At 43.0% G+C, this 12,428-nt stretch carries 11 protein-coding genes; all 11 read left to right on the top strand.

Going from position 1 to position 12,428, the window contains the following annotated elements; all coding sequences use genetic code 11:
• Window positions 1–312 precede the first annotated feature (312 nt).
• Window positions 313–1,503, top strand: a complete 1,191-nt coding sequence (locus PFJ30894_RS00325) for an S-layer homology domain-containing protein (RefSeq protein ID WP_125668738.1) — start codon at window positions 313–315, stop codon at window positions 1,501–1,503.
• Window positions 1,504–1,837: 334 nt separating this feature from the next.
• Window positions 1,838–3,076 carry an S-layer homology domain-containing protein gene (locus tag PFJ30894_RS00320; protein ID WP_125668737.1) on the top strand — a complete coding sequence of 413 codons (1,239 nt, stop codon included), beginning with the start codon at window positions 1,838–1,840 and terminating at the stop codon, window positions 3,074–3,076.
• 88 nt (window positions 3,077–3,164) lie between these two features.
• Window positions 3,165–4,100, top strand: coding sequence for a VirK/YbjX family protein (locus PFJ30894_RS00315; protein ID WP_231997918.1), 936 nt, complete (start codon window positions 3,165–3,167; stop codon window positions 4,098–4,100).
• A 96-nt stretch (window positions 4,101–4,196) separates the two neighbouring features.
• Window positions 4,197–5,168, top strand: a complete 972-nt coding sequence (locus tag PFJ30894_RS00310) for a hypothetical protein (protein WP_125668736.1) — start codon at window positions 4,197–4,199, stop codon at window positions 5,166–5,168.
• Between the two features lie 122 nt (window positions 5,169–5,290).
• A complete protein-coding gene (locus PFJ30894_RS00305) occupies window positions 5,291–6,790 on the top strand; it encodes an LPS-assembly protein LptD (RefSeq protein WP_125668735.1) in 1,500 nt (499 codons plus the stop codon).
• Window positions 6,791–6,802: 12 nt separating this feature from the next.
• Entirely contained in the window at window positions 6,803–7,363 is a 561-nt protein-coding gene (gene gmhA, locus PFJ30894_RS00300) for a D-sedoheptulose 7-phosphate isomerase (RefSeq protein WP_125668734.1), read from the top strand.
• Window positions 7,353–8,846, top strand: a complete 1,494-nt coding sequence (rfaE1, locus tag PFJ30894_RS00295; RefSeq protein ID WP_125668733.1) for a D-glycero-beta-D-manno-heptose-7-phosphate kinase — start codon at window positions 7,353–7,355, stop codon at window positions 8,844–8,846. The genes gmhA and rfaE1 overlap by 11 nt, the downstream gene beginning before the upstream one ends.
• Window positions 8,843–9,817, top strand: coding sequence for an ADP-glyceromanno-heptose 6-epimerase (rfaD, locus tag PFJ30894_RS00290; protein ID WP_125668732.1), 975 nt, complete (start codon window positions 8,843–8,845; stop codon window positions 9,815–9,817). The genes rfaE1 and rfaD overlap by 4 nt, the downstream gene beginning before the upstream one ends.
• Complete coding sequence (gmhB, locus tag PFJ30894_RS00285) at window positions 9,807–10,307, top strand: D-glycero-beta-D-manno-heptose 1,7-bisphosphate 7-phosphatase (RefSeq protein ID WP_021718081.1); 501 nt, start codon at window positions 9,807–9,809, stop codon at window positions 10,305–10,307. The genes rfaD and gmhB overlap by 11 nt, the downstream gene beginning before the upstream one ends.
• Window positions 10,308–10,329: 22 nt before the next feature.
• Window positions 10,330–11,364, top strand: coding sequence for a lipopolysaccharide heptosyltransferase II (gene waaF / locus PFJ30894_RS00280; RefSeq protein WP_125668731.1), 1,035 nt, complete (start codon window positions 10,330–10,332; stop codon window positions 11,362–11,364).
• Window positions 11,364–12,392 carry a glycosyltransferase family 9 protein gene (locus tag PFJ30894_RS00275; protein WP_125668730.1) on the top strand — a complete coding sequence of 343 codons (1,029 nt, stop codon included), beginning with the start codon at window positions 11,364–11,366 and terminating at the stop codon, window positions 12,390–12,392. Before waaF ends, PFJ30894_RS00275 begins: the two co-directional genes overlap by 1 nt.
• The last annotated feature ends 36 nt before the right edge of the window (window positions 12,393–12,428 follow it).

Genomic DNA, 12,428 nt, shown 5'->3' with positions numbered 1-12,428 from the left:
TAAGAAAATTTTTTTCAAGAGAATACATAAAGCGGAAAAAATGGATTTTAAAATATAGGCGATTTATTATTATCAAAAGCAAAAGAAAAGTGGAATTTACTGATTTTAAGTTAAATTAAATAAATATAAAATAGTATTGCAAAAACTAGAAACGCATGCTAAAATAAACTAAAGCTTATAGTTTTTAAAGTTTATAATAATTGAAAAGCGGATGGCCGTAGAGGAAACTAGGTAACTCGTATGGCGCATTCCTTAGGAAATTGTTATGAGCTGAAAAACTTGGCTTAATAAATTTCCGAGGAGGAAAGAAACATGAAAAAATCTTTAGTACTTGCAATGGCAATGGCATTGGGCGTAACTGCTTCTGCCTATGCTGCAAACCCCTTCTCCGATGTGCCGGCAGGCCATTGGGCGTATGACTCCGTAAACAAACTGGCTTCAGCTGGTATCGTTGACGGTTATGGCAACGGCACTTTTGGTGGCGATCGCCTGATGACCCGTTACGAAATGGCTCAAATCGTAGCAAAAGCAATGGCAAAAGGCGCTAACGTAGACCGTTTGGCAGCTGAATTTGCTGACGAGCTGGACAGCCTTGGCGTACGCGTTGCAGCTTTGGAGAAAAAATCTGATAACGTTAGAATCACTGGTCAGGTACGTTATGACTACACTGATTATTCCGGCGATATCGACGGTTATCGTTCCAAACTGCGTTCCCGTATTTCCATCAACGGTCAAATCAATGACGACTGGAAATATGTTGGCATGCTGCAAAATGACGAGAATTTAGCAGATGATATCGGCAATGAAGGCACTGAATTCCAACGTGCTTACGTTGTAGGTAAAATCGGTGCTGTAGGCGTTTCTGCAGGTCGTCAGAACCTGAACCTTGCAGACGGTAATATCTATGATACCCGTTATGATGGTGTAAACCTGACTTTCGGTAAAGAAGTGAAATTGGAAGCCTTCTATGGCAAACCGACCAACTCTTTCAAAAACTGGGGCTTCGATAAAATTTATGGCGCACGCGTTAATGGTAAAATCGGCGCTTTAAATGCAGAAGCCGGCTGGACTAAATTTGAAGGTGATGCTACTCCTATCACCAGCGACGACGACAGCATCTGGAACGTTGGCGCAACATATAACTTCAGCGACAAAGCATCCTTGGGCGTTATGTACTTGAGATCTGATGTTGAAGATCTTGAAGGAGATAAAGACGGCTTTGTAGTTACCGGTACTTTGGGCGGCGCTAAAGCTTCCAAACCGGGTTCACTGGGCTTCGTTGCTAAATACTATCAACAAGCTGCAGGCACTGCTATCCAACACACCATGAACGGTGAATATGGCCCGACCTATTCCGGCGAAGGCTTCAAAGGTTACAGCGTAGCTGGTTACTATACTGTTGCTAAAAACATGATCGCCGGTATCGAATACTATGATCTGAAACAAACCTATTCTGACGACAAAATGAAAACCTTGTGGTCTCAATTGATCGTTACTTTCTAAGATTAACTTAGAGACTTAAGCGGACGCGTATGCGTCCGCTTTCTTTTATTTTATGCTGAAATTGGTTGAAGATGATCTGCTGGCTGAATTTGTTTCAATAAAGCTTTCTTAAATTTTTTTATTCCATTAACTTGTTTAAAGTTAAACTTTTTTGCAATTAAGCTAATTTGCATCTGGGGTTGACGGGGGTTAAGATAGGTGACGTAGCCGATAGATTTCAGGAGCAGGCGGCAGCAGACGGAAGAGGTAACAAGGTGACTTGTCCGAAATGTTGTTGATTTCTGTCTGGAATTTACGGACTGCAGAAAATATCTTTCCTGAGGAGGAATAGAAAATGAACAAATCTGTAGTTTTAGGTATGGCGATGGCTTTAGGCGTAACTGCTTCGGCTTACGCATCTAATCCGTTTTCTGATGTGCCGGCAAACAGCTGGGCTTATGACGCTGTCAATAAACTGGCGGCAGAAGGTATTATTGACGGTTATCCTAATGGAACTTTCGGCGGCGATCGTTTGATGACCCGTTATGAAATGGCACAGATCGTAGCCAAAGCTATGGCTAAAGGCGCTAATGTAGATCGTCTGGCAGCTGAATTTGCCGATGAGCTTGATTCTTTAGGCGTGCGTGTTGCTGGTCTTGAAAAGAAATCAGATAATGTAAAAATCACTGGTGAAATTCGTGCCCGCTACGTTGACCAAAAAGCAAAAGCTAATCAGGGCAGCAAATATGATTCTGACTTGCGTAGCCGTTTGTGGCTGAATGGTCAGATCAATGATGACTGGACTTACACGGCTATGATCCAGAATATTCAGGACTTCAGCAATGATCAGGGTGATGAGGGTACAGATTTTAAACGTGCTTATGTCAATGGCCGCGTTGGTGGCGTTGGCTTGCAGGCAGGCCGTATCGATGCCTTCCTGGCAGACGGCAATATTATGGATGCCCAGGCTGACGGCCTGGTTGCTACCTATGGCGACCGTATTAAAGTTAAAGCTTATATGGGTAAGGCTTCCGACGATACTGATTTCGATGTCAATAATGTTATTGCAACTAAAACAATCGCTAACAGATATTACGGCGGTGAGGTTTCCGGTAATCTTGGCGATTCGCTGAACCTGGCTGCCGGTTATGTGAAGTTCCAGGATGTTATGGGCAGAGATTCTGGTAAGGATGACGGGATCTGGCATGTTGGTGCAGCATATAACTTTAATAATGATCTGACACTTTCCGGTATGTACCTCAATTCTAACTGGGACGGTGAAAGAAATTCTGACGACGACGGCTGGACCGTTGGTTTGAATTATAAAGGCGCTCAGGCATCTGATGCCGGTTCTTATGGTATTTTTGCCCGTTACTATGATCAGGGCGAAGGTACTTATTGGGAACATACTACCGATGCCAATACTTTCTGGAATACAGGCTTTAAAGGTTATGCAGTAGGTGCAAACTATGCTGTTGCTAAAAACATCGTTGCTACTTTGGCCTATTATGATACCAAAGCCAAAACTGTTACCAGTGAAGGCAGCAGCTTGAAAGATAAAAGACTGTGGACTGACGTGACCTTTACTTTCTAAAATTTAAGAGCTGTAAAAACGACCGCTTTGGCGGTCGTTTTTTTATCTGTAATTATCCATAGAAGCTTAATGGCAATTGTGGTATAATATGAACAATAATATTGTTGACGAGGTAGAAATGGATACACAGACTTTAAAGTATATTGGCAAAGATTTGTATAAAACACATATTTTGAAAGAGTGGAAACGTTACATCGTTTTTATGACGCGTTGTCATTTACATAAAGGACAGATTAACGATTTACTGGATTTTTTTAAAGCAACTCCGCAGCGTCAAGCGATGCTGGAACATACTACTTCATTTGTGGAACAAACTACCCGTGCGTTTTTTTATAAAGATTCTACCTGGGATGAGCGTATTGCCATAGTAAAGAATCATATTGAATATATGGAAAATATATTTAACGATGAAGCTATAGCAAAATTATATGTTAATGGCGAACGTATCAGGTTGTGGGAAGATGTATATGAAGAACAGCCGGTGGTAATGGAACTGTGGTTTCATGGAGGTCAGCGTAAGGAAGGCTGCCTTTCGCTGGTGCTTTCATTGGGTGCAGACGAACTGTATCAGATCATGTTTTGGTTGGCGCCGTCGCCGGAAGATAATGAACTGTCACTGTGGATAGGCGCGTTGCAGGGAACTCCTAACGGCAGTGAGATCATAAAAGGCCTGACTAAAGCTTTTTTTGGTTACCGTACCAAAAATCTGATTTTCTATGGTATCAGGAATGTGGCGGCAGGATTGGGATGTAAGCATTTATATGCCGTTTCCAATGCCGGGTATTATGCGATGAATCATGTACGCAGGGACCGCAAATTAAAAACTTCGCTGGATGATTTCTGGCAGGAATGTGAAGGACAGGTATGTAAAGATCAGCGTTTTTTTGAAATGCCGATAGAAGAATACCGCAAATCCATGGAAGAGCTGAAGCCTTCTAAACGGGCTCAGCATAGAAGAAGGTTTGCGAAAATGGATGAAATAACTGAATCTGTGACAGAAGTGTTAAATAATTATAAAAAATAAAGGCGTGACCACATTATCTTGTGGTCGCCTATTTTTTTTACGCACTTTATATGGTATAATAGCTTCATAAAAATAATAAATAACGGAGGTATTGTAATGAAAAGACGACTCCTTACTTTGCTTTTGACTTTGGTTTTCTGTGTAACATCAGTTGCGCCTGGTTTTGCCATGAATGCTGATGATTTGGGCGGCGCTGTACCGGCTGCGGCAGCAGTGACACAAATGTCTGCTACTGATAAAATTTCCGCGATGGAAAAGATGTTATATGGTACTGAGCAGGCAGGTGCATTGGTCGGCCGTATGGATAGTTTGGAAGATGATGTTTATGGTACTGTTACCAGCGACGCTATTTTAGATCGTATTGATAACCTGTATGATTACCTTAAAGGCAGTCCTGCCAGTAATGAAGCCGGGTTTTTAACTAAACTCAACGCTATTGAATGGCAGTTTAATGAAAGTATGTCCGGTGGTCCTGCCAAGACCCGTATCGAGGCAGTAGAAATGATGCTTAACGGCAAAATTGATGAAGGCTCTCTTTCTTCCAGATTGGAAGCTTTGGCGAATATCGCTTTTACCGATGGTGTGATTTCTGTTGAAAGCGTTACTTTACCTAAGGATTCTGTGATTAAAGTAGAATTTACTGAGGAACTGAGCAGCAGAGAAGACAAAGCCGGTGAACCTGTGCATTTTAAAATTGCTGACAATGTTTATGTGAATGATGTGCTGGTACTTCCTAAAGGTGCGTTAGGAGAAGGTACTATCAAAAAGGTTGTACAGCCGCGCAGCTTTGGCCGTGATGCCCGTATTGACGTAGATTTTACTCATGTTTATGCTCTTGACGGAACTAAGGTTCCGGTCTATATCGGCGATCTGGCTAAACAGGAGGCTAAGACTGCAGCCGGCGCAGCAGGAGCGGCAATCGGCGGTATGATCGTTTTAGGGCCTATCGGTGCTTTAGGCGGTGCCTTTGTTACCGGTAAAGCAGTAGTCATTCCCGTTGGTTCTACTACTTATGTACAGACTATGGAAGATACTACTATCCAGGGTATGGTTTATCAGGGAAAATAAAATTTGAATTATCAGTAAAACCCGCCTTAGTGGCGGGTTTTTTATTTAAAATTGTGATATAATATGTAGTGGATATTTGTATGCTTTTTTATAAATGATAAATTTGACTGAGGAGAGAAAGCATGAAGAAGAAAGTCTTAGCAACTGCTTGCTTAATGAGTTTAGCAGTATCACAGGCAGCTTTTGCCGACGACTATGTTACCGGTGATTCGCGTTATGCTGCGCCTGATTTTCAGGAACAGAAGCAGGAGCGGGAAGCTGGTGTAATTAAAGATAAGAGCAAGAAGAAGAAACAGGCGGAGTCTGCTGAGCCGATGCCGATAACCTTATGGAGTGACAGTGCTACATATGACCAGGGCAGCGGAGACTTTTTTGCTGAAGGTAATGTCAAGATAGTGCAGGGGGATGAAACTATTCTGACTACCAGGGCCGAAGGCAATATGAAGACCGGGGATGTCTGGCTTAAGCAGGGCGGAACACTGCAGGAGCCGGATACTACCATGAATGGGGAATGGGTCCATTATAATTTTAATTCCAAGACTGGTGAGATCAAACAAATTGACGGCAAAGGTGCCAAAGACTATTTTAAAGCACCGCATGCAACGATTTATCCGGATAAAATAGTTGTGGACGAGGGCGGACAGACAACACGCTGTCCGGCTGTGGAGCATGATCCTTGTCTGCTGATAACGGCAAAAACTTTTGAGATTTATCCCAAAGAAAAAATGGTCGCCAGAGATGTTAAGGTTTATGCCAAAGGCAAGCATATCTACTCGCGTGATTTATGGGTCAATAGATTAGATGGTGAGAGTGAAAATAGAATAATGCCGCGTATCGGGTATGACGGCAGCGATAATGGAATGTATGCTAAACTGCAGGTCGATTATAATTTAGGTCCGAAAACAGATTTTTATGCCGATCTGGCTTATTATTCTAAGGCCGGTTATAAACCCATGTACGGCATCAATCACGATGAGCGTAACTTTAATATAAAGTTTCAGGACGGCTGGGATGAAGAAGATGACGAATGGATCCGCAAAGAAAGAGATATCGGCTTATATTATAAAAACCATCGTTTGATCGATAATTTGCCGTTGACATACAGTGCGTATATTACTCATGGTTTATGGCGTAACGAAAAGAGCAGTATCAAAAGCTGGCATACAGAGTATGCTGCTTATTTGAATCATGACCGGATTTATCTGTTCAACAGTAAAAATACTTTCCTTGACCTGACTGTAGGTAAAAAATGGGTAACAGAAAGTTATACTGACGAAACGCAGTCCACAATGATGTATTATGCAACTTTAGGCCAAAAGCTGGCTCCGAAATGGGATACCTGGGTCGGCTATTACCGTGAGGACAGAACAAGCAATCTCTATGATTACGGACAGCCTGATATGGGCAGGGAGCTTCGTAACGGACTGAGCTTTAAACTTGATGATAAAAATACTTTTACGATTGTCAACCGTTATGATTTGGGCAAGCATAGTAATTATGAAACAAATTACAGATGGACGCACAGGTTCTGCTGCTGGGCCATTGAATTTGAATATGAGCAGGATCACAGAAAAGATCATGGCAATACTTTCAGAGTCCGTTATAACTTCCTTAATTGGTAAAGCAGGTGAACTATGGAAACCATTAAACAGCGTTTTGCTGAACATATTACTTTGGCACAGCAGGTTGCAGAAAGCAGAATTTTAGAGCAGGTTGCAGCCAGTGCGGAAATTATTCGACAGGCCTTGCAAAACGGCAAGAAGGTTTTGTTTTGCGGCAACGGCGGCAGTGCCGCCGACAGTCAGCATTTAGCGGCTGAATTCGTAGGACGCTTTCAAAAGGAGCGCAACGGTCTGCCGGCTATAGCTTTGACTGTAGATACTTCTATTTTGACCGCGGTAGCTAACGACTATGGCTATGATACTGTTTTTGCAAGACAGGTGCAGGCCTTAGGAAATACCGGTGATGTTTTGGTCGGATTATCAACTTCGGGTAACAGTAAAAATGTGTTGGCGGCTATTGATGTTGCCAAAGCTAAAGGGATACAGTGCATCGGGATGACGGCTCAGGGGGGCGGCAAGATGGCAGAGGTCTGTGATATCTGCATGGCTGTTCCCTGCCCGGTTACGGCTCGAGCGCAGGAAATACATATTTTGATTGGCCATATTCTGTGCGAATTGGTGGATGGTGAATAAAGTGACGAATTTGTCATGTACTGCTTTTTTAGCTGAACATATCCAGAATTTAAAAATTGCTGTGATTGGGGACGTTATGCTCGACCGTTATTTTTATGGTGAGGTCAAGCGCATTTCTCCGGAGGCTCCTGTGCCTGTTAATAAGGTCAAACGCATAAAGTCTGTTTTGGGAGGCGCCGCAAATGTAGCTGCAAACCTGGCACATTTAGAATGCAGGGTTTTTATGGGTGGCGTTACCGGGGCCGATAACAACAGAGAAGTACTGGAAGCGATGATGGCCGAAAAAGGTATCGATTACAGTGGTTTGATCAAGTCGCAGCAGCGTGAAACGATCACGAAGATGCGTATCTTGGGAGCGCAGCAGCAGATGCTGCGCCTGGATTTTGAAGAAACAGGAGATTTGTTTCCGGAAGAAACAGAGGCCTTATCATTATGGCTCCAGAATTTACTGGAAGCCGGATTGGACGGTGTGATTGTTTCTGATTATGCCAAAGGTGTCTGTTCGGATAATTTTGTGCAGTGGGTGATCGCGGCTGCGCATCAGTATCAGGTGCCGGTGCTTATTGACCCTAAGGGGGCTGACTGGAATAAATATCGGGGCTGTGATTTCATTACTCCAAATTTAAAGGAGATGTGCGAGGCGGCTGGAGAATTTGTTCCTAATGAGGATGAAGAGGTTCTGCGTCTGGCCCAAAATGCCCGGGAAAAATATGAAATCAAAAATGTTGTAGTCACCCGCAGTGAGCGGGGGATGACTTTAGCCGGTTTGGATGGCCTGGTGATTAATGACCCGGCTACGGCACAAGAGGTATTCGATGTTTCAGGTGCCGGTGACACCGTAGCGGCAACGCTTTTGGCAGGCGCTGCAGGGAAGCTTGCCTTACAGGATGCAGTATTTATGGCTAATCGTGCTGCAGGTATAGTTGTAGCAAAAGTTGGTACGTATCCTGTGCATCGGGAGGAACTGTTAAAGGATATGCTGACGGAAGAGCGTAAACAGGGCCGCGGTTATAGAACTTTGAGCTGGTCTGAGATAGAATCTTTGGCTAAAACCTGGAGATCCTGCGGGGAAAAAATAGTTTTTACCAATGGGTGTTTTGACATTCTGCATGTAGGGCATGTCAGCTATTTGGAAAAAGCGGCCAGGCTTGGCAGGCATTTAGTCGTTGGGTTGAATTCTGATACTTCGGTACGGAAACTGAAAGGTGATGTCAGACCTTTAGTACATGAGCTTGACCGTGCGCGCGTTTTAGCGGCACTGGCTTGTGTTGACGCAGTGGTATTGTTTGAACAGGACACACCGACGGAATTGATTGAAAAAATACGTCCTGATATTTTAGTCAAGGGCGGTGATTATAAACCTGAGGAAGTTGCCGGAAGGGAATATGCAGGCGAAGTCAGGATCATTGATTTTGAAGATGGCTATTCGACGACTGGTATTGTGGAGCAGATAGCTCAATTTGTGAAGGAGGGCAAACTATGATTATTGTAACCGGCGGTGCAGGTTTTATCGGCAGTAATATCGTTAAAGGCTTAAATGATCGCGGACGCGATGATATTTTAGTTGTGGATAATCTGACTAATATGGTCAAATTTAAAAACATCCAGGGACTGAAGGTCATGGATTATATGGATAAAATGGATTTTTCTGAGGCTTTAAAGGCTGGTAAATTTGCTCATGAGAATGTTGATGTTATTTTCCACGAAGGCGCCTGCTCTGATACGATGGAATATAATGGCAAATATATGATGCAGAATAACTTTGAATATACGAAAAATCTGATGCATTTTGCAGTTGACCGTAAGATACAGATGATTTATGCGTCGTCGGCTTCTACTTACGGCAGCGGTACAAACGGATTTCGTGAAGAGCCTGCCTGTGAGGAAGCTTTAAATGTTTATGCGTTTTCCAAATTGTTTTTTGATAATTATGCCCGTCGTTATTTTGGCAAGACCAACAGTCAGTTAGTCGGCCTGCGCTATTTCAATGTTTATGGTCCGCAGGAAAATCATAAGGGTAAAATGGCATCTATGGTTTTCCAGATGTATAATCAATGGCTGGCAGAGAAAAAGGTTAAATTATTTGATGCTTACGGAGATTATGGTGCCGGTGAACAGACAAGAGATTTTATTTATGTAAAAGACGTTGTTAAAGTTAATTTCTTCTTCTGGGATCATCCTGAAATCAGCGGGGTCTTTAACTGCGGAACAGGGCATGCCCATACTTTTAATACTTTGGCCCAAGGTGTACTGAAACATTTTGGCAGCGGCGAATTGGAATATGTGCCGTTCCCAGAAGTATTAAAGGGTAAATATCAGAGCTATACTCAGGCAGATGCGACGAATCTTTTGGCGGCAGGGTATGACGGAGGTTTTACTGACGTGAATGAAGCTGTTGCTGAATACTGCGCTATCCTGGACAAGAGCGGCGGTTATTATACTCATGGCGCATAAGGCAGTCTTTTTTGACCGCGACGGTGTGCTGAATATCGATAAAGCTTATTTATATAAGATCGATGAACTGGAGTGGATAGAAGGCGCGCTGGAGGCAATAACCTATTTAACACAGTCCGGGTACCTTGTTTTTGTCGTGACTAATCAAAGCGGGATAGCACGAGGTTATTATACGGTCGCTGAAATGGAAAAACTACATCAGTATATGTCAGATATTGTTTTTAACAGCGGCGGGAAGATAGAAAAGTTTTATTATTGTCCGCATCTACCGTCTGGCAGCGTTGCTGAGTATGCTGTTGACTGCGAGTGCCGCAAACCGAAACCGGGACTTATTTTACAGGCTATGGCAGAATATGATATCGATCAGGATAAATCTTTTCTGATTGGTGATAAGAGACGTGATGTAGAAGCGGCAGAGGCCGCCGGGATCAAAGGGTATTTGTTTGAAAAGGGAAATTTATTGGACTTTATCAAGCTGATAATTCCTTAAATAAGTGTTATTAGAGGCATACATGGAATATAAAAATATTTTACTGATCAAAATGAGTTCATTGGGTGATATTTTGCACACGTTGCCTTTTGCGGCAGCTTTGCGGCAGCGTTTTCCCAAAGCGAAAATAACATGGCTGGTGCATCCGCAGTTTGCCGGTTTTGTACCTGATCCGCCTGTTATTGATGAGATAATTTATTTTGATAAGGTAAAGTTCAATAAAATGAATTTACTGGCTAAATTGGCGTATTTCCAGGAAATGCGCCGATTATTGCATTCTAAAAAATTTGATCTGGTAATAGATATGCAGGGGTTGTTTAAAAGTGCGGTGCTTGCAGCTATCAGCGGTTGTTCTGATCGCATTGGATATTGTGAAATGCGTGAAAGCAGCGGGTTGGTCAGTAAAGCGATTTGCGGCAGTCACAGTAATGACCATGTTATTGAGCGTTATCTTGATGTGGCACGTTATTTAGGCGCTTCGGCAGAGCAAATTGTTTTCCCGTTGCCTGATTTGTCCAAAGAGACTGTTTCTGTGCAGGAAAAATTACAAAAAAATGAGCTGCAGGGTGAATATATAGTTGTTGTTCCCGGGGCAAGGTGGAAAACAAAAGAGTGGCCGGCAGAGCATTATGCCAGTTTGATCAAAATGATCATTGCTGATGGCTGCAGTGTTGTTTTGGCAGGTGGACCTGATGATATTGCTAAAGGAGAAAAAATTACGGAGTTGGCTGGAAAACCTATGCAGCTTATAAATTTGATCGGACAGACCAGTCTGCGCGAATTAGCAGCGCTTATTAAAGGCTGTAAGCTTTTTATCAGCGCGGATACAGGGCCGCTGCATTTTGCAGCAGCGTTGAAGAAACCTTTGATTGCTATGTATGGACCGACTAAAGCTGATCGGACCGGCCCGTATGGCTCTGATGACGCGACGGTTATTTTGAGTACGGCTGCATGTGCCGGTTGTTTAAAAAAAGAATGTGACGACTGGCATTGTATGTATGACATCACACCTGAGATGGTATATGCGGTTTATATCGAGAAAAGCAGGAGGCTGTAATGGTTGAACTCAATGGCAAGAAGATACTGGTAACGTTTTTAATGCACTTGGGTGATTTGACTTTAACGACGCCTTTTATCCATGCTCTGCGTAAAGCTGCACCTGATGCACATATTACTATGCTGGTAGATGAAAAACTAAAAGATGTGGTGCTTTTTAATCCGTACCTTGATGAAGTTGTCACGATAGATAAAAAAGGACGTGACAACAGTATTTTGTCTCTATGGGCCTGTTCCAGGCATTTAAGCAAACTTGATTTTGATGTGCTCATTAATTTGCATCCTAACGAGCGCTGTTCTTTTATTGATGCGATGACAAGTGTTAAACTGCGTACAGGTACGACGCATAAAATATTTAAGTGGTTTTGGGATGTTTTTACGCCGCTGGATAGGTCTATGCATGCTGCTGATATGTATCTTGATGTATTGCAGCAGTTAGGTGTGCAGGATCTGAGTAATAACGGTCTGGAAATTTTTCCGGGGGAAGAACATTTTTTAGAAGCAGAGCTTTTCTGGCAGGAACAAAATATTACTGATCAGGATAAACTGATTGGCTTTAATATTGGCAGCGCCGTACCGACTAAACGCTGGCCGCCGGAACGTTTTGCTGAGGTTGCAGATATTTTTGCGGCCAAGGGATATAAAACAGTATTTTTTGGCGGGCCAATGGATGAAGAGATGGTTGCGAAAGCAACAGGTTATATGCAAACGCGGCCGATTATTGCTACAGGACATTTTGCTATTGGCGGGCTGGCCGCTGCAATGCGCCGTTGTTGTTTGATTATTACTAATGACAGCGGTCCTATGCATGTGGCTATCAGCCAGAAGGTGCCTATCGTTGCTATGTATGGACCGTCAAATCCAAAGCTTTATGGTCCTTATACAAAGGATGCTGTAATAGTTACGGCACAACCGCCTTGTCAGGGATGTGCAGACGGAATGAAGCACAGCTGCGATGATCTGCAGTGTATGTCCAGGATGACGGTAGAGCAGGTTGTGGCAGCAGCTGATACAATGTTGAATAAATAATAAAAAAGCGGATATGATATCCGCTTTTTCTGGTTT

It is taken from the genome of Phascolarctobacterium faecium (assembly GCF_003945365.1).
Classification (GTDB): domain Bacteria; phylum Bacillota; class Negativicutes; order Acidaminococcales; family Acidaminococcaceae; genus Phascolarctobacterium; species Phascolarctobacterium faecium.
Note: the sequence above shows the minus strand (reverse complement) of the source record. Positions and strands in the feature narration are given on the sequence as shown.

Coding starts and splice junctions, on each gene's coding strand:
- PFJ30894_RS00325 (WP_125668738.1), top strand. CDS start 313: ATGAAAAAATCTTTAGTACTTGCAATGGCAATGGCATTGGGCGTAACT.
- PFJ30894_RS00320 (WP_125668737.1), top strand. CDS start 1,838: ATGAACAAATCTGTAGTTTTAGGTATGGCGATGGCTTTAGGCGTAACT.
- PFJ30894_RS00315 (WP_231997918.1), top strand. CDS start 3,165: ATGAACAATAATATTGTTGACGAGGTAGAAATGGATACACAGACTTTA.
- PFJ30894_RS00310 (WP_125668736.1), top strand. CDS start 4,197: ATGAAAAGACGACTCCTTACTTTGCTTTTGACTTTGGTTTTCTGTGTA.
- PFJ30894_RS00305 (WP_125668735.1), top strand. CDS start 5,291: ATGAAGAAGAAAGTCTTAGCAACTGCTTGCTTAATGAGTTTAGCAGTA.
- gmhA (WP_125668734.1), top strand. CDS start 6,803: ATGGAAACCATTAAACAGCGTTTTGCTGAACATATTACTTTGGCACAG.
- rfaE1 (WP_125668733.1), top strand. CDS start 7,353: ATGGTGAATAAAGTGACGAATTTGTCATGTACTGCTTTTTTAGCTGAA.
- rfaD (WP_125668732.1), top strand. CDS start 8,843: ATGATTATTGTAACCGGCGGTGCAGGTTTTATCGGCAGTAATATCGTT.
- gmhB (WP_021718081.1), top strand. CDS start 9,807: ATGGCGCATAAGGCAGTCTTTTTTGACCGCGACGGTGTGCTGAATATC.
- waaF (WP_125668731.1), top strand. CDS start 10,330: ATGGAATATAAAAATATTTTACTGATCAAAATGAGTTCATTGGGTGAT.
- PFJ30894_RS00275 (WP_125668730.1), top strand. CDS start 11,364: ATGGTTGAACTCAATGGCAAGAAGATACTGGTAACGTTTTTAATGCAC.